General features: G+C 61.5%; 18 protein-coding genes and 3 pseudogenes. 4 read left to right on the top strand and 17 right to left on the bottom strand.

Features of this window, described 5'->3' with window-relative positions; genetic code table 11:
* From UB48_RS27995 to UB48_RS27720, 3 genes and pseudogenes are all read left to right on the top strand, one after another.
* A pseudogene (locus UB48_RS27995) lies at nt 1-317 on the top strand (hypothetical protein); the annotation flags it as partial.
* A gap of 122 nt (nt 318-439) precedes the next feature.
* A pseudogene (locus UB48_RS27340) lies at nt 440-935 on the top strand (site-specific integrase); the annotation flags it as partial.
* Nucleotides 936-1,282: 347 nt separating this feature from the next.
* A complete protein-coding gene (locus UB48_RS27720; RefSeq protein ID WP_156160211.1) occupies nt 1,283-1,567 on the top strand; it encodes a hypothetical protein in 285 nt (94 codons plus the stop codon).
* Here the strand turns inward: UB48_RS27720 and UB48_RS15255 are convergent.
* The gene (locus UB48_RS15255) at nt 1,548-1,754 is read right to left on the bottom strand and encodes a hypothetical protein (RefSeq protein WP_082075451.1); all 207 of its coding nucleotides are present in this window, start codon (nt 1,752-1,754) and stop codon (nt 1,548-1,550) included. The genes UB48_RS27720 and UB48_RS15255 overlap by 20 nt on opposite strands.
* 237 nt (nt 1,755-1,991) lie before the next feature.
* Between UB48_RS15255 and UB48_RS27715 the strand changes: the two genes are divergently transcribed.
* The gene (locus UB48_RS27715) at nt 1,992-2,807 is read left to right on the top strand and encodes a hypothetical protein (protein ID WP_156160210.1); all 816 of its coding nucleotides are present in this window, start codon (nt 1,992-1,994) and stop codon (nt 2,805-2,807) included.
* Between the two features lie 128 nt (nt 2,808-2,935).
* On the opposite strand, the gene UB48_RS15250 is transcribed toward UB48_RS27715, so the two are convergent.
* The 16 genes and pseudogenes from UB48_RS15250 to UB48_RS15175 all read right to left on the bottom strand — a co-directional run bounded on the left by UB48_RS15250 (nt 2,936) and on the right by UB48_RS15175 (nt 16,839).
* Nucleotides 2,936-3,451: a lysis system i-spanin subunit Rz gene (locus UB48_RS15250; protein ID WP_045198428.1), complete on the bottom strand. Its 516-nt coding sequence runs from the start codon at nt 3,449-3,451 to the stop codon at nt 2,936-2,938.
* On the bottom strand, nt 3,448-3,999 hold the full coding sequence (locus UB48_RS15245) for a glycoside hydrolase family 19 protein (RefSeq protein ID WP_045198426.1): 552 nt from the start codon (nt 3,997-3,999) through the stop codon (nt 3,448-3,450). Before UB48_RS15245 ends, UB48_RS15250 begins: the two co-directional genes overlap by 4 nt.
* Nucleotides 4,000-4,021: 22 nt before the next feature.
* Nucleotides 4,022-5,074 (bottom strand): phage late control D family protein, encoded by a 1,053-nt coding sequence (locus UB48_RS15240; protein ID WP_045198425.1) that lies wholly within the window; start codon nt 5,072-5,074, stop codon nt 4,022-4,024.
* Nucleotides 5,075-5,140: 66 nt separating this feature from the next.
* Nucleotides 5,141-5,347 carry a tail protein X gene (locus tag UB48_RS15235; protein WP_045198424.1) on the bottom strand — a complete coding sequence of 69 codons (207 nt, stop codon included), beginning with the start codon at nt 5,345-5,347 and terminating at the stop codon, nt 5,141-5,143.
* Nucleotides 5,322-6,167, bottom strand: a complete 846-nt coding sequence (locus UB48_RS15230) for a phage tail protein (RefSeq protein WP_045198423.1) — start codon at nt 6,165-6,167, stop codon at nt 5,322-5,324. The genes UB48_RS15235 and UB48_RS15230 overlap by 26 nt, the downstream gene beginning before the upstream one ends.
* Nucleotides 6,168-6,177: 10 nt before the next feature.
* Complete coding sequence (locus tag UB48_RS15225) at nt 6,178-8,928, bottom strand: phage tail tape measure protein (protein ID WP_045198421.1); 2,751 nt, start codon at nt 8,926-8,928, stop codon at nt 6,178-6,180.
* Nucleotides 8,929-9,058: 130 nt separating this feature from the next.
* Nucleotides 9,059-9,361 (bottom strand): phage tail assembly protein, encoded by a 303-nt coding sequence (locus tag UB48_RS15220; RefSeq protein WP_045198420.1) that lies wholly within the window; start codon nt 9,359-9,361, stop codon nt 9,059-9,061.
* A 12-nt stretch (nt 9,362-9,373) separates the two neighbouring features.
* Entirely contained in the window at nt 9,374-9,883 is a 510-nt protein-coding gene (locus UB48_RS15215; RefSeq protein ID WP_045198419.1) for a phage major tail tube protein, read from the bottom strand.
* A 12-nt stretch (nt 9,884-9,895) separates the two neighbouring features.
* Nucleotides 9,896-11,062: a phage tail sheath family protein gene (locus UB48_RS15210; RefSeq protein WP_045198418.1), complete on the bottom strand. Its 1,167-nt coding sequence runs from the start codon at nt 11,060-11,062 to the stop codon at nt 9,896-9,898.
* Between the two features lie 87 nt (nt 11,063-11,149).
* Nucleotides 11,150-11,581 carry a phage tail assembly chaperone gene (locus tag UB48_RS27335; protein ID WP_275559874.1) on the bottom strand — a complete coding sequence of 144 codons (432 nt, stop codon included), beginning with the start codon at nt 11,579-11,581 and terminating at the stop codon, nt 11,150-11,152.
* 2,066 nt (nt 11,582-13,647) lie between these two features.
* Nucleotides 13,648-14,451 (bottom strand): annotated as a pseudogene (locus UB48_RS27710) (phage tail protein); the annotation flags it as partial.
* Nucleotides 14,448-15,053 carry a phage tail protein I gene (locus tag UB48_RS15195; protein WP_045198417.1) on the bottom strand — a complete coding sequence of 202 codons (606 nt, stop codon included), beginning with the start codon at nt 15,051-15,053 and terminating at the stop codon, nt 14,448-14,450. The gene UB48_RS15195 and the pseudogene UB48_RS27710, both read right to left, overlap by 4 nt.
* Nucleotide 15,054: 1 nt before the next feature.
* Nucleotides 15,055-15,936 (bottom strand): baseplate J/gp47 family protein, encoded by an 882-nt coding sequence (locus tag UB48_RS15190; protein WP_045198416.1) that lies wholly within the window; start codon nt 15,934-15,936, stop codon nt 15,055-15,057.
* The gene (locus UB48_RS15185) at nt 15,933-16,259 is read right to left on the bottom strand and encodes a GPW/gp25 family protein (RefSeq protein ID WP_045198415.1); all 327 of its coding nucleotides are present in this window, start codon (nt 16,257-16,259) and stop codon (nt 15,933-15,935) included. Before UB48_RS15185 ends, UB48_RS15190 begins: the two co-directional genes overlap by 4 nt.
* A 4-nt stretch (nt 16,260-16,263) precedes the next feature.
* Nucleotides 16,264-16,467 carry a hypothetical protein gene (locus UB48_RS15180; RefSeq protein WP_045198414.1) on the bottom strand — a complete coding sequence of 68 codons (204 nt, stop codon included), beginning with the start codon at nt 16,465-16,467 and terminating at the stop codon, nt 16,264-16,266.
* 60 nt (nt 16,468-16,527) lie between these two features.
* Nucleotides 16,528-16,839 (bottom strand): hypothetical protein, encoded by a 312-nt coding sequence (locus UB48_RS15175; RefSeq protein ID WP_045198413.1) that lies wholly within the window; start codon nt 16,837-16,839, stop codon nt 16,528-16,530.
* Nucleotides 16,840-16,843: the final 4 nt, after the last annotated feature.

The raw sequence follows: 16,843 nt of genomic DNA, 5'->3' as shown, positions 1-16,843 counted from the left end.
CCGGCGCCGACACGGTTTTATCTGTGGCCGGGCGCGCCTGGTTGAACAACGACTCGAACTTGCTCGCCCCACTGGCAATCAACGGCAAGCCACCTCGGGTCGCTACCGTCGTGAACGTCGAGCGCTATCGCTTCCAGCACTGCCCAGCACTGCTGGCCGCGGGCTTGTGGGATCGCGCAACACACCTGGACGAAAGGCAGATTCCAGCCTTTTCCAAGATGCTGTCCGAGCACATGAACGGTACGGGCCTGTTGGGCAAGGCCACCAGCCTGGTGGTCGATGCGGTGGTCAAGCATGACCTGCGCCATCTCTACTGAGGTGACGGGGTAGGCGACGGCTTAAATGCCCTTCTGTACCTTGCCCAGCCGGATGCTTATTGCTGTCCGTCAGCATCCGAATCCACTGCGCTTTCTAGCGAGGTTCTGCTCTAGCCGGTCAGATCACCGCCAGGCTCTACAAGCACCCGCACTGGCCAAGCCAGATCTACGCGGCGTTCTTCGAGTTCGTGTTCTTCAGCGGCGTACGCCTGTCGGAGGGCCTGGCGCTGCGCTGGGATGCTGTCGACTTGGAGAAGAAGGTTGCCCATGTGAAGCAGGAAAGGAAAGGGGCGGGTCACGGAGTCACCGTTCATTTTCCCCCCATCGAAGAACGCAGAGTACGTCCGGCAGACCTCTGATCTGCATCATCAGTGGCGGCCGGTACTTAAAGAACTGGGGATTCGTTACCGTCCGCCATACAACTGTCGTCACACCTATGCGACAATATGCTTAATGTCTGGCCTCAACCCCGCATTTATCTCCCAACAGCTCGGCCACAGCGTGCAAATGCTGCTGTCGACGTATGCGCGTTGGATTAACTCAAGCTCCGACTGGAGCGAGCTGGAAAAGCTGCAAATTGGTATCAAATCGGTATCAGCCGCAATGCCAGCGACGTAAGCTATTGATAGGTAAGCCCTTTGATCTCCACCGCTAACATCACCATGCGCTATAACATTGGTGTCTAACAGGTGCTGTGAGTAGGTTTTACTGGACCAAATCCCCCTGCCTCCCCCTCTAATACTCACCTGCTGGTCCGGCCATTGGTCCGGCAGGACCTGAGTCCCCTCATGCCGACTCGGCATACCAGCAGCATCCACCCAAGCGAAAACATCTCACACCTTTGCAATTCGTCGCCCTGAGCTGGTCAAAACTGTCACACCTCCACTGCTGTATATAAAAACAGTAATGGTTAGTGGCATTGTGATCATCGACGACGACGCTTTTCATTGGGCATGCCAACACCCATGGAAATGCTTGAGCAACACTCACTGCTGCTCCAGGGAGAGAACGAGCAGTTGCAGCACGACCTTTCTCGGGCACGGAAGAAAATCGAGAAGCTGGTGGTGGTGAACCAGGGACAAGCTGAGGAGATCACTCAGCTCAAAGGCAGTATCGAGCCACTGACCTGGGATGTATCCAGTCTTCACGTAGAGAATACTGAGCTGAAGAATAAGCATCTTGGCGGCTGCTCACCAACATGGGGTGGCATGCCTCCTGTTGGAAAGACGCTCAATGAAGCGGGCGAGTAGGCGCGCCGAGCGCTCGCCGCTGGTACTCATGAACCGCCTCCATCAGTGACTCAGCCTCAAGCCGCAGGCGCTCCACCACTTCTGCAGACGTCAGAGAATTTCGGGCTTCGTGGTACCGGCGCATTGCTTCCATTGCCTGCTGCATCAGTGGCTCGCCGGCGGCGATCTTTTCGTCCAGGTCATCCATGAGCCAACTCCCCGCTATTTAGTCAGGGTAGTATAGGGCCAAGTGAAGTACCTGCTCTCGCCGTCCATAGGCGTCAGTTCAGGCCCTGTTGGCGGCTTTCGATCTAATCCTGATTGTGGTTTAGAGGTAGGCGCTGCCCATGATGGCGCAACATGTGAAAATAGTGTAGTAGTTAACTCAACCTCTCCATGAGCAACCCATAGCTCACTTCCCTTATCGATTTGGGTGCATGTCGACATGAAGTCACCAGATATATTTAACGCCTTATGTAAAGAAGCAATGTTCTCCAAGGAGCTTCTAGGGGCCGGTGCAACACAGATTCGAAAAGCAAATTACGCAACGCAAGGTTTATATTTTCAAGCGTTCAGCAACCTGAGCATCGGACTGGAACGCATAGGGAAACTATGCCTTACCCTCGACCACTTCATTGAAACAAATGGGAAATTCCCAAACCAGGAATACCTAAAAAACACTATTGGCCACGACCTCATAAAACTATATGAACAATCACAAGGTGTGATTAAAAAAAGAAAACTAAATATTAGATCACTACCAGCACTAGACCATAAAATACATAAAAACATAATGACCATACTGTCCAAGTTTGCAAAAGGAGATCGCTACTCAAATTTTGACTTTCTAGTTGGTGGACGCCAATCCAACCCAACAGCCGAGTGGTACTCAAAGGTAGACACAGAGATATACAAAAATGATATCTCCGAAAGAAAAAAACAAATCATTAAAGGTAACTCTGAAATTACCGGCCAAATCATGAGCCGGCTCGGGATGGTTTGGCATACATCGGAACAAGGAACTGAGATAAACACCCACGAAGACGCAAGTCATCGAACAGGAGTTTTTGAGGCCGTCGCACCAAAGAGGCAGCTTTACATACTACAGATGATTAGATACTGGGCTGAGGTACTTTTTGAACTACAGTACTTGAGCATGAATATCAATCACGAAGCCACGCCTTATTTCAATGAAATCCTAGGTGGGTTTGGCAATGATGATTCATACTTTCGAACCCGCAAAACATGGGACACGATGTAGTCTGTTTAATCAACTCTATTTTATCCATGCAAGGAGACTTCCTAAATTTACCAGTTCCTGGTCGGGTCACAGACAACCACAGTTCTTTCGCGGCCGGCTATGGCATCAATAAACACTACTCGTCCAGCTCACTGTGCAATACCACGCACATAAGCTTGACAGGCCTGAAGCGCTTTCAATCCTTCGTCACCGTCACCGGTGATGGAGACAATTCGTTGAGCATGCGCTGGGTCAAGTTCGCCTCGCGTGGCACCATGAACCACGCCGCCGGCGCTGGTTGCGGCAAACACCCCACCGCTACCACCCTGGGCGCTGGCGTCGAGTAGGACTGACAGCCGTAAATCAGCAGTAGCAAGGCGGTCACGCAAACGAGCTTGAGTCTGTTGGCCATCGAGCAATTCCTTATAGTAGGTTTCGTCATTCGCCTGCAGGCGATTTTCCAGTAAACGGCGCTTGCCCTGCTCGGCCTCTTGCCAACCAATCACGGCCGTGGCGGCAGCTTCGCGCTCGGCCTTGTGATCGCGGGCCTGATCGGCCAGCTGCTTGGCGTAGTTGCTCGCCTGCCACAGCCAGGCGCCACGGCCGCCCAGGGCGAGGCCCAACAGCAACGCCAACCCAGCCAAGCGCCAATTGAGGGCCGTCATACCACCAGCACCTCGCGAGCCTTCGCCCACAGCTTCAGGCGGTCCTCAAGACCGTTGAGCCCGCCATTGATTCGCCGCGTAACGGCGTTGAATTCGCCCCGGTCGGCCAGACGGTTGAGGCCGGCCTGATGCCAGAACCAAGCCGCAGAGCTGGCCGCGTGCTCGGGCTGCTCCAGCAGCTCGGGGTGATTGATCAGGTCCAGGCCCAGGGCCTCGCCACAGCGCTTGTAATTGCTGCGGCCGGTAATCTGGATCACCCCCCGGCCGCAATACTTCTGGCCGTCGCCGTCGGCCTCCGGGGTGTTGCCCAGGGCGGCGGCCAACTTGCCGGTGTCGTACTTGGCCAGGTAGCTGTTGCCGCCCAGCTCGCGCACGTAGCGCAGCTGGCCCGATTCATGGCCGACCTGGGCCAGGAACATCGCCTGCCGGTGCGGGGTGACAATGTCGAACCTGATCATGGCCGCGTTGAGCACAGGTGCAAAAACGCCGGCTTTGGTTGCGCCGGCGCTGGGGAGGATCTGCAGCAGCTGCTGCACATTGATAGACATTGGGTTCTCCAGTGATGGCCGCTCAGGCCGGTTTCAGGTCAACGACCTTGAGTTGCTTGGTTTCTTTCTTTTTCTTGCCTTTGGCCTTGGCTTTGCCCTTCTTGCCGCCGTTGCACTCGACCGTGGTCGTCCAGCCGGACTGGGTAAACACCTGCTCGACCGAATCCACCAGGTACTCCCCATCAAGGCCATCCTTGAAGCCCTGGGCATTGATCAGGCATTCCGCGATCAGGTCGACACGGCCGGCCATTTCCAGGCGCACGCCGGCGGTGCTGCGGTTGAACGCGGCCAAGCGCGCCTTGGCGGCCTGTTCGGCGGCGGATTTGTTCGGGTAGATATGCCGATCGGTGTGCACCGGCGGCAGGCTGTCGGGCGATTCGTCGTTGCCCAGGTCGATCACCTTTAACGCGCCGGTCTTCTTGTCCTGATGCTTGGTCTGTACGGCCTTCTTGGTGCCGTTGTCGCCGAGGCGAAACTGGTAGCGACTCACGTCGGCACGGCCGAGGGTGACGGTGGCCAGGACCTTGCCGCTCGCGCTCTGGCCAGCTTGGCGCGGCAACACCAGCAACTTGCCGTCGCCCACCTTGGCAGTGCAGTCGTACTGCTTGGCCAGGCGGGTGATAAAGTTAAAGTCCGACTCATTGAGCTGGTCGACGCGGGGCACTTTCGTGGTCACCGGGCACACCGGCTGCCAGCCATTACGGGCGGCCACGTCGCGGACGATCTGCTGCAGGGGCACGTCCTCCCAACTGCCGCTGCGCGTGGTCTTGCCGCTGCCACGCATATCGCTGCCCTTACCCCGAATCACCAGGGTGTCAGGCGGCCCGGATAGTTCGACCTCGTCGACCGTGTAGCGCCCCAGGCGCGCCAGGGCGCTGCCGGCGTACCCCAGGTATACCTCGATATGCGCGCCGCGCTTGGGCAGCGCCACAGCCTGCTCCCGGTCATCAATGCGCAGTTCGAACTCGTCCGATTCCATGCCGGGCTTATCCGAGGTGCGCAGCATCAGCAGCCGGTCATTGATCATGGCGGTTATGTCCTTGCCGTCAGCGACAAGGCGGAAAGTGGGTTGCATGGTGCAAGCTCCAGAAAAGCAAAACCCCGCACAGGGCGGGGCTTCGTCGTTACGCGTAACGCGGGGTCAATCCCACAGCTGAATCAGCGCCTCGGTCGGCGCCGGCAAGTCCGGCAGCACAATCAGCACGCCGGCGCGGTAGGGTTGTGGTTCATCAGCCAGGCCCTGATTGGCCCCCAGCACCGCCTCGACGGTGCCATTGAGGCGGCCGTAGTAGTGGTGACAGATGGTGTCGAGCAAATCCCCTTCAGACGTTCTGCAGGTCGTGGCCATAGCTCACAAACTCCAGGCTAAAGGACTGTTTACGCGGAATGCCGCCGGCGAGCTGGTTGCTCTGGTCTTCCTCGACACTGAGCAGGCACCAGGCGCCAAGAACTTCGCCATAGCCCGTGGTCAAGTTCAGCGGCTGCAGGCTGCGGCCGATGCTGCGCAACGTATCCAGCTGCTTGAGGCCGCCCTTGTGCCCCGGATAAATCGCACCCTTGAGGCTCAGCTTGTCCTCGCCCAGGCCGACCGCCTGCTGGGAAATACTGCGCGTCAAACGCTCCTGCCCGGCCCACTTGAACGAGGTTTGCCGGCGCAGCTCTTCAAACGCGGCCGTGTCGAGGTTGAAATAGTAGGGCTGCCCGTTCGGCGCGAGCGGCTGCAAAATCAGCAAATGCGGGAACGGCTTCACCGCCTCGGCCGCCGGCGTAACCTCCGGCGCCAAAGCCCCCGTTGGCATGATGTTGCCCAGCGAGGGGCTAACCTTGCCAGCCATCCGGTTGATGGCCGCATTGGCCTTGCCGGCCTGCTCCTTGAGCGTGCCGAGGCGTTCCTGCACCTGCCCGGCAGCGGTAGCGGCTTGGTTGTACTTCGCCGCGACCTCGCCCACCTTGGACTGTGCCGCGCTGATGCCGCGCATGGTCCGCTGCAGCTTGGCGCCGATGGCGGGCCCGATAAAGGGCACCCCCTCCAGCTCGGCCGCCGCCCCGGTCATATCGCTGACTGCCCCGTTGAGGGGCCCCAACATGCCATCAAGGCTGGTTCGGCCAGCCTCCCCCGCTGCAACCAGGGACTTGAGCCCCGATTGCAGTTGCTCCATGTAGGCCATGGCCACCTCCTTAAACGTGTGGTGCGTCCGACAGCTGCCGGGCCGCGACCTGCCGCGCGAATTCCTCAAACGGTTGCCGCAGGTGCGGGGCCAACTCGCGGGCAAACTGCGCCGGGTCTTTCACGTCACCTTGAACGGTGACAGGAACACTCAGGGTCAGCGTTAGGTTCTGGTCGACCTTGGGCGCGCCCGGCTTGGCCACCTCGGGCGCCTTGGCGAGAGCCAGCGCAGGCACCGCCGCCGTCGGTGTCGCCACCGCCGTTGAGCGCACGACCTCCCCAGGCACTGCACCGGCAGCGGGTTTCGCCGGCGCCGCTGCCGTGACCAGCCCCCCTGCCTTGGCCGGTGGTTTGTTCTCGACCAGGGGGCGCACCGCATCACCCGGCACCGCAGGCTTGTCTGCCTTGCTGGGATCGTCCGCCTTGGCTACTGCAGTCTCTTTTTCGTCGTCCTTTTCATCACTGCCAAACCATGACTTGCCGAGCATAGCCCCCAGACTCTCGCCCCCCATACCGCCGAGGAACGCCCCTACCGCGCCACCAATGGCGGTGCCGATCACCGGCACCACCGAGCCAATCGCGGCACCGGCGGCCATGCCGGCCATGGTGCCCGCCAGTCCGCCGGCAGCCCCACCGTAACCCTCGGCTTTTTCGTCCTGGGTCTTGGCGTTGATCATGGTGTCGATAGCCATTACGCCGGCATCGAGCACCGCGCCACCCGGCATACCCTTGCTGAACTTGGTGGCCTTCCCGGCCATACTGAGCATGTTGCCGAACTTGCCAGGCGCTGCGGACGGCAGCGAAACACCGGCCGGCTTGGAAACCAACGGCTTGGGCACGTCCGGCCGCGAGGAAACCGGCCGTGAATTCGCCTTGCTCGGCCGATCACTCGACTTACTGCCCTGCCGCTGCCGGCGTCGACCACGACCCCGCCCCTCGGCCGGACCACCCCCGCCGATCCCTGGACCACCCAGGGCGCCCGCGTTGACCACGAACACCCGCTGCGGCTCGCGACTGTTGCCGCCGTTTGGGTCGTTGCTGGCTCCCATAAGGCCGCCCAGCAGCTTTAAACCGGAATCCACAGGCTTGATACCGGTTTTCATCCCGCCGCCCGCTGCCGCGCTTGCAGCCCCTCCCATCAGGCGCGCCCCGCTACGCTCCATCATCAGACCGCGCCCGACGTTGGCCAGCCCTCGGGCGATCTTCAGGCTATTGAGGATTGCCTTGAAGGCGACAAAGCCCGCGCCGATGGCCGTAATGCCCAGCACCACCGATTGCGAGCCGTCCGACAGGTTGGTCAGCACATGGGCGACTTTCGTGATGCCCACCGCGATCAAGTCAGTAACCGGGGCAATTGCCTCGCCAAGGCTGCGCATCGAATCGTTAATCGCTTGCGTTGCTTCCGCCCACTTTTGCGCCGATGCCTCCCGCCGCTCACGTAGGTTCTTGTCGAGAATGCCCTTGGCATTCTGCGAGTCCTTCTTGAGTTGTTCGTACAGGTCACGGTTGCCCGCATAGGCAGTCAGCGCCGCCTTAACCTGCATATCGGCAAAGATATCGCCGGTGCGCAGCGACTGCTCCAGGGCGTTGAGCATCGCCTTGGCCTTCTCGGGGTCGGCCTCCTTGCTGATTTTGGCCTGAGCTTCGGCCATCGCGGCCGCCTTGGCGGGATCGGTCGCTTGGATGTACTCCATAGCCAAGGAAAAGCTCGACTCAAGGGTAGACATACCCTTTTGAATGCCGGTGTTAAGCGATTTTTGATAATCAATGCCAGCGTCCTTGTAGGCCTTGACCACGTCGCCCGAACCGATTTTTTCCATCCAGTTCTTGAGGTTGTTGGCCGCCTCATCGGAACCGCCGGCGGTCTTCATCTGCACCTGCAGCATCGCACCCAGGGAACTGACCGACTCCATGCCGATGCTGCCGTTCTTCTCCATGCCCGCCAACAACTGCGGAAACCATTTGGCCATGTCGGAGGCCTCAAAGCTGCCCGCCTGGCCCTGCAGGGCGATGGCCTCCAGGGCCTGCTCCATGACCTTAGGATCGGTGATCTTGGCGTTTTGCTGCAGCGCCTGAATCATGCTTGCCGTGTCGACGCCGCTGGACCCCTGGCCAATGGCGAACTTGGCCGCCACCGGCGCATACGACATAGCCTGGCTCAAATCCATGCCAGCGCCGACCAGCTGGTTAACCAGGTCGGCCACATCGTTGCGCGCCATCCCGGTTTCTTGCGAGGTCTGAATAACCGTGCGGCTCAGCTGGGCCTCTTGCGGCTGGTTGACCACATCGGCCTTGATCGCAATGTCACGGATGATCGCTTGATAGTCCGCGCTGATCTTGCCCGCCACGCCCAGGGCGCCGGCGCCGACCACGGCCTGGCCCATGTTCGTTTTGAGCCCGGCCTTGCCCTGCTCGATCTGCTGATGCCCCTTCATCTGCAAATCGGTGCCCTTGGCCACCCGCTGCAGCTGCTGGTACTCCTTGCGCAGGTGACCCACCTGCACGCCCTGCTTGCGCAGAATTTCGTAGTTGCTCTCCAGCTTGCGCGACAACTCAGCGGCGCCGGCCGAACCGCTCTCGTAAGCCTTCTTCCACTCATCACGCAAGCGTATGGTTTCGCCAATGGTGCTTTTCAGCACCTTGGCCTTGTTGCCCTTGTCCTCCAGCTTTTTTATCCGGCCTTCGACCGTGTTGAATGCGGCGCCGACCGACGAATTGACCGCGCCGCCAATGGCCACCATGAGGGCCAATTTTCCCGCCATGCGCTACCCCCTGTGCCCTCAGTCCGTAAGCCACCAGACCATGCGATCAAATCGCATGGCCTCGATTTCAGTCGCGGAAAAATGCAGCTCGACGGCTAGCCGTTTGGCCAACCGCTTCTGCACCACAGGGTCAAAGCTCGTCGTCTTGCACCAGGCGAAAATAGCCGGCCTGCAGGCGGCTGTAGTCCTTGAGGGTCAGCCCCTCAACGTCCTTGGCGCCAATCTCGGCCAGCGAGGCGAACAGGTTCAGCTCGCGCTGCTCGTCGTCGCCGCCGGCGTTGGTCTGGGCCGCGCGAATATCACGCACGGTCGGCGCGCGCAGCCGCAGCGTGTCGACCTGCACGCCGTTGGCTTCGCTTGGCTTGCTCAGCGTTACGGTAACGGCTTCGCCGCTCAGAACCATCCAGGCCGGGATTTTTTTTGCATTGATCATCGGTAGAACTCCTTACAGGCCCAGGGCCGAACGTTGGGCGGCGAGCTGGTCGACGCCATTGATTACGCGCTTCATGCCAAGCGGATCGATCTCATAGACCAGGCGGCCGTCGACCTCCAGCTTGTAGTAGGTGACCGCGACGTTGTGCTTGATTTCGGCTTTGTCGCCGGGCTTCCAATCGCCCATATCGACCTCTTTCAGCGCCCCGCGCAGGGTGACCACCACCGGCGTCACCTTGCCTTTCAGGCCCTTGAAGGCGCCCCGGAACGTGCCGTTGAAGGCGGTGCCGTCCGCCAGGCCGAAGAACTTCAGCGACTCGCGACGCACGCCGGTGGTGACGAAACCGGCCTCTTGCTTCTCCATGCCTTGGTCAATCTCGATGGCCATATCCATGCCACCGGCGCGGTGCTCTTCCATCTTCAGGGTCAGCTTGGGCAGGGTCAGGCTGGGCACGTCGCCTTGAAAGCTCACGCCATCAACGAACAGGTTCAGGTTGGCCAGGGTTTCGGGAATCATTGCCATGGGTTCAGCTCCTTAGGCGTTTTGGTCGAGAACTTCGGTCAGCCACTGGTTGGTGACCTCGACGCGGAAATTCGGGTTTTCGGCGGGCGGCACATCGGTAAAGCGGATGTTCCAATAAACCTTGCCCTGCTCCAGCTGGCTGGCCGTGTTCAGCTCGGGGTCAGCGAAGACTTCAAAGTTGATGATTGCGCCCTGGGCCTTGAGGTCGCGCATGAACGCCTGCAGGCCCTCGGTCACGTCCTTGACGTAGGTCGCGGTGATCGATCGGTCGACCGCCCATTTGTGGCCGTACAGGATTGCGTCCATGACGATATCCATGGTCCGCACGCGGGTGACAAACGCCCACTTAGGATCACTGCTCAGGGTGCGGTTACCCCACAGGCGATAGCCGTCGTCCCGAATGATGGTGGTGATATTGGCGTTGTTGAGCAGGTTGGCCCGGCAGGTGGCGTCGCCGTCCAGATACTCGATAGCGCGCCCGGTGCCGGTGATGCCGACAAATTCCTTGTTCGACGGCGAGGCCCAGAACCCGTATTCACTATCGGTCCAGGCGAACAGGCCAGCCACCCAGGCCGAGGCCGGCGCGTCGACGGTGGCGTCTGCAGCGGTATCCCAGTATTTGACCCCCGGATCGACCATGTAGGCGCGCTTGGCGCCGAAGTTCTCGGCGTAGGCAATGGCCGCCTCGTCGGTGCTGTTTGGGCCGTCGATAATGGCAATTCCGCGCAGCTTGTCGGCCAGCGCCACCAGGGCGGTACCGACCGCTTGAGTCGCGCTGTGCTTGGGCGTTACCAGCAGCCGCGGCTGCGCGTTGAAGCGGCTTTTACCATCGAGCAGCGCCTGCAGGCCGGTACGGGTACCGTCGACCAGCACGCCGCCAATGATCGCCGAAGTCTGCGCGGCGGCGTCCTCGACCTTGGCCACGCCACAGGCGACGATAACGGCCTTGGCGCGCGTGTAGATGGCCTGGCAGGCCTTGGTGATTGCCGAGTCGGGACCGAAGGCGGCAACCGCCTCGCGCTCGCTGGTGATCAGCACCAGGTCATTGGCCTTGGCGCTCGCCGCCGGACCAGGGGTAAAGGTGTCGACCAGGCCAATGATCGAGGAAGACGGCAAACCGATGGTCCGCGCGCCGGTGTCGACGTTCGTTACTGTAACGCCGTGAAAAAATCCACTCATGTACCTACTCCAGAAAGTAGAAAGCCCCGCATAGCAGGGCTTCCAAAGGGTATTGCGGGAAAGAAAAAGCCCCGACAGTGCGGGGCTCTATTGGACTTGCTCGGCGATCCACGCCGGCGCCACGGGGCGGTGCGCAGCATCGGGAAACTGTTCGGTTTGCGGCCATTCGCGCAGCTGCTGCATGAAAGCCAGCAACTCGCTGAATTGCTGCGCCGACAGGGTCGGCTCGCGCTGCAGGTCTTGCTCGTCGCGGTGACGGTTGCGCAGCCACTCGACGCCGGCCAGTTGCGCATTGCGCCAATCCCGCTGCTCAGTAGCGGCCAGCCCTTCAAACGGCCGAAACTCCACTGCGTCGTCAACGAAATAGCACTGCAGGCCGCGCGGTGCCTCCAGGCTCTGCTCAAACAGCCGCTTACTGACAGGGACCGCCTCAGGCGGCACCTCGCGGTTGACCACCGTGTCGAGGCGCCCCAGCAGGCGGCCAGTGCCATCCACTACAAACCAATAACGCTCTGCCACTCTCAGTTCCCCCAAGCCCAGTAATAGCCATACCCTGCGCCGCTCAGCGAGCCGCCGACCGACCACAGAAACGCATTGCGCCCGATCACCTGCACCACATGCCCCAAGCTGTTGGTGTGCCCGCCTGTGGTCTGCGCCTCAATCGACATCGTCATGCCGAAAACATTGTTCGGAAACGGAATGGTGAACGGCCGATAGTCGGTAACGCTTTGCGACTCGTACACGTAACCCCATTGGAAGATGAAACCCCCGAGCCAGTACGGCAGCGCGATATAGCCGTTTTGCGTCAGGCTGTAGGCGACCCCGAAGCGTAGTTTCTTCGGCGTCACGATCAGCGTGTCATCGGTGCCGGCGTTCACTTCGGCTTGCGTACCGATCCGCGCGAGCCCGGCCAGCGCTTCAGTTGCTTGCCTTACCATGCGTGCCACATAGCGCGCCAAGCCCCCCACGCTGACCCATTTGCCCGACGAAACCCCCTCGTCAATGTCCGCCTCAGAGGCCTGCATGCTGAAGTCGACAATCTGCCGGACCACACCGGGGTCACCTGCCGGGGTGCCCGCTGCCCACTTGCGCACCACCGCGCCGCCGGCCGTAGCCACCAGTGCAACCGAACCTTTTGACGGATCATGCCGAACCCATTTCGTCCCGTCGTAATACGCATTTTGTGCCACTGCCGATTCATCACCGGAGGTCAGGAACGCAAACTGCCCGCCGTGAATATCGAGGCTGCCGGCCGCCAACGGGTTGCGGTTCGGAATGGCATCGGTGATCCCATAACCCGCCAGGGTGGTCGCCCGGTTGGCCTTGGTGGCCAGCTGGTTGATCATCGTCGCGGCAAAGTTCGGGTCATTGCCCAGGGCGGCGGCCAGCTCATCGAGCTTGTCCAGCGCACCCGGCGCCGAGCCCACCAGGTCAGAAACCGCCGTAGCAATGCGCTGCTGGGTTTCCGTCTTGGTGTAAACGTCGGTAATCCCATGGTCAGCCACTTTTGCCGGCAACTGCTTCAAGTAGCTGAACAGGATGTTTGAGGTATCCAGAATCGGCGAGGCGGTGGCCCACACAATCGGATTCGGCCCGGCCGCCGCCCGGCGAATAATCACCCCGCCATTGGTCGCCGTCACACAGACGGCCGCCGCGCCCTCGTTATGGCGGACCCAATCCGTGCCGTTCCAATAGCAGTTTTGCCCCATCGACGTTTCAAACGGCGAAGTCAAAAAGGCATAGGGCGTGCCATGAATATCGATACTGCCGCCCGGCAATGGGTTGACGTTCTTGAGCGCATCAGCAATGCCATAGCCCGCCAGGGTGGTCGCCCGGTTGGCCTTGGTGGCCAGCTGGTTAAGCACCGTGGTGGCAAAGTTCGGGTCATTACCCAGGGCGGCGGCCAGCTCCTTGAGGGTATCCATGGCCCCTGGCGCCGAGTCCACCAGGCCGGCGACCAGCAACAGGCAAAAATCCAATGTCGCGATCTGGTTGCCGGTCGATCCTGGCGCCGCCGTTGGGGCCTCGGGCTTTCCAGTAAGCACGGGTGAATGATTCGGCGCCCGGCTGGTATCGGTCGGGTGGCGGTGATCCTCGCGCGCCTTCTTCGCTGACACACCAGCGGCCGCTACCCCGTCCATCTGCGGCGCCGCACTGCCGCGCTCTGCCGTCAGCTCCTGCTGCACAAAGGCCGCACTAGCCAAGCGCCCGTCATTGGCCCCGGCCGGCAACAGCGGCAAGCTGCTCAGGCGGTGCAGCGTGCCGGTACCCTGGGCAAACCACTCGGTAGGGTGAATCCGCACCAGTTCCAGCTCGGTGCACGGGTGCATGGTCAGTGATGGCCGCGAATTGCTCCCACCAACCCACAGCTTTTCACCCTCGGCCGGGAAGATTTCGACCGCCACGGCGCCCATATTCTGCAGGTTCAGCTTTCCACCCTGGGGCAGCTCCAGCGCGCGCGGGAGGGTCAAGGCCTGATCTGGTGTATTCCCGTAGAAATAGAACATCTTGCCGGAATCAGCGGCCAGGATCGCCCCGCTAGAGTTACGCGAGGCCACCCCGTTATAGCCGGCACCAGGGCATACAAACTGCAACGGTGTAGTGCCCAGGACAATCGGCGCGTCGGTAACGAGCAGCCATTGCGTATCCGCCAGTTTTGCGCCCTGCTCCACGGTCACCGTCAAGCCCGGCGTTACCTCGGGGCTACCGTCCGCGTCCTGCGCGCGCGCCCAGGCGCCCAAGGCGGCGACATAAATACCGTTGTCCTTGGCTTGCACCTGATCCTTGACCAACACCCGGTCGCCGGCGCGCAAGGCGATACCGTCCAGCACCGGCAGCCCGCTAAGGTCAATCGGCCCGGTAGTGGCAGCGCGAACGCTGCCTTTGCCATCGAGCTTGCCGATTTCCTCGGCCAGGCGCAGGTCGACATACTCCCGCGTAGCCAGCACGACCGCCGGGTCAATTTTCAGCGTGACATTGGCCGCGCTGGTAACGATGAAATTCATCCGCACGATTTGGGTTTTGCCGGTGCCTTGGCTCAGCAGCGGCTTGAAGCTCGGCGCACAGTTGGCCACGGCCACAAGGTCGTTATCCGCGTCGTACAGACCAATCTCGCGAATCCACCAGCCACCCACATCAGGCGGAATGATCTGTTCGGCAATGACGATATTGGCGTTGGCCGGGTCGACCTTGATTTGATTCAGCGGCGCCCGGCGGCGCTCGTTGATCAGGCGGGTTTGCGTGCGCGAAGGAATCGGCTCGGTACCGTTGGCATCGCCAACCCCCATTTGAGTAAAAGTCCACGGGATGCCCAGGGCATCAGCGTTGGCCTGCTTGGCCTCGCCAACCGCCGTCAGGATGGCGAAGAACTGGCTGTTTTGGTCGGTCATGGGTAAACGTCCAGGGTTTCAATTTGGTGTTCACGGCCCACAGGGCCAAAGCCGCCGGTGACCTCAATGTCGCGGGAGGTCGGCGGGTAAACGTCGATTTCGTCGCCTTCGTACAAGCACGCCGGCATGCGTAAATAGCCGGTGCTGGCCAGGGTGATCGCCAACCCAGTCAGGTGGCGGCTGACCGGCTTGGCGTCATCGATCAGCCGGCCCAGCTCCTGATACATTTCCTCGGTAATGCCTTCTTCCAGTACGCCGACCTGCAGGGCGAACGTACCCGGCACCCCTTCGGGGACGGTCTGCCACCACTCCTGAACCTCGATCAGGTAGCCCAGCGGCTCGACCACCCGGCGCAGGGCGCCGATGGTGCCCTTGTGGGCATGCACGTAGAACGCCGAGCGGATTACCGAGCGCTTGACCGCCTCCGACCATGTGTCGTCCCAGCGATCCACCGACCAGGCCCAGGCCAGTTGATGCAGCAGGTGCGCCGGGCAGGTGTCGGGGTTGTAAAGCGTGCGCAACGGCGTCTCGACAATCTCGCAATCGGCCGCTTCAATCGCCCGCTCAAGCGGGGTACTGTTGAGCGGTAGCAGGCTGCTCATATCAGCCACCCCGCGTTACGGTAACGCCCTCACACCAAGCCGCTTGGGCCTTGGTCGGGCGAACGTCTACCCAGCCGTTCAAATCCACCCGGCTGACCCCGCTGATATGCAACTGGGCATCCACCGCAGAACGCGCCACCTCGACGCCCAGGCGGCGCCGGGGGTTGACCCAGGCCAACAGCCGGCGCTTGCACTCGGCCAGCGTGGCCTCGGTTTCCGGGCCGCTGCCGGCCATGTGCACCACGGCATCGATCCGATAGCGCAGGACCTGCGCGCCCTGCACCGTCAGGCGGTCCCCCACCGGCCGTACGTCGTCGTCACTGAGCTTTAACCGCACCGTCTCCAGCAGCTCAGGGCTTGCAGCCCCGTCACCGTCCAGGCCCAGCACAGTGACCACCACCACCGCCGGCGAAGGGCTCTCGGCCGTCGCGTCGGCGACCAGGCCGGAAGCGTTACGCGCATGCAGGATGTAGCTGTTGCGCGGGCCGGCCGTGGTCAGCCCCTCATAGACCAGCTGGATACGCTCGCGAAGCGCATCGTCTTCTTCCAGCACCGCCGGTACCGGCGGTACCGCGTCCAAATCCTCGGCCTGAATCACCAGGCGGCGCAGCTGAACATTGGCGGCCAGCTGATCGAGGTCACTGCCCTGCGCATAGGCCAGCAACAACGCCTTGGCCGCGTCATTGACCCGCGCGCGGTTCTGCAGGCGCCGGTAAACGCCCACCTCCAGCAGCTTGGTTACCGGGTCGCTCTCCAAAAGCGCGTTCCAGTCATCGCCCATAAACTGGCGAAACGTGGCCAGCTCTTCTTGATAAGTGCCCTCAAAATCGAGGTCTTCCAGCACTTGCGGCGCGGGCAGCGCCGACAGCTCGATTGTGCTCATGCCGTCACCTCAATTAGCGCGTTTTCGCCCAGGTACTGCCCGGTTAGCTGCAGCGTGATTTGGCCGCCGACAACGGCGGTGACCCTCACCCGCTCCAGCCTTAGGCGCGGCTCCCAGCGCCCCAGGGCGCGGGCGACTTCGGCTTGTACAGCGCTTTTCCAGCCCTCGGTAACCGGCAAATCGACGTAGCGGCGCAGTTGACTGCCGTACTCCGGGCGCATCCGCCGGCTGCCCAGGGGCGTTGTCAGAATGTCCGCAACGGACTGCCGCAGGTGCGCCAGGCCGGACAACGGCAGCCCCGTGTGGCGATCCATTCCGTTCACGGCGTTACTCCTGCAGGATCAGGTCCGAATGCCCCGACAGGTACGCCAGGGCCTCGGCGTCATCGGCCGGCGCGCCGACCTGGGACTTTTCGACCGACAGTTGCCGGCCACCGGGGAGAATCAGCACGCGGGAGGTGTAGACCGTGTCGCGGTAAGTCACCGACGCCGCGCCATCCGCTGCCGCCGGGGGTTTCTTGGGGTTAGCCATGTTTGCTCCAGGCATGAAAAAGCCCGCACGGGGCGGGCTTGTGGTGGTTGCAATCGGCAGTTAGCCGACGCGTTCTTGGGCTGCGACACTTGCCCGCACGGCCTTGGCGACTTCCTCAGGGGTCGCGGTACCGAACATCTGCACCGTGAGATTGCTGACCAGTCCCGCCTCCTTGCGCACGTAGTGGCCGCCGCTCAAGGCCCGACACAGACCCTCGGCCATGGCCTTGGGGTCGTTGTCGCCGGCGAACAGCCGCGTCCAGAATTGCCGCATGCGCAGCTCGTCGTAGCGCTGCTCGATCTGCCCGCACACCATGTGCTCGATCATGCTTGAGTCAGCGCCGTTGATTGGCCCTTGTCGCTTTTCAGTCATACCC

It is taken from the genome of Pseudomonas sp. 2(2015) (assembly GCF_000955865.1).
GTDB lineage: Bacteria > Pseudomonadota > Gammaproteobacteria > Pseudomonadales > Pseudomonadaceae > Aquipseudomonas.
The sequence above is the reverse complement of the archived record's forward strand: the minus strand, read 5'-3'. Positions and strand labels throughout refer to the sequence as shown.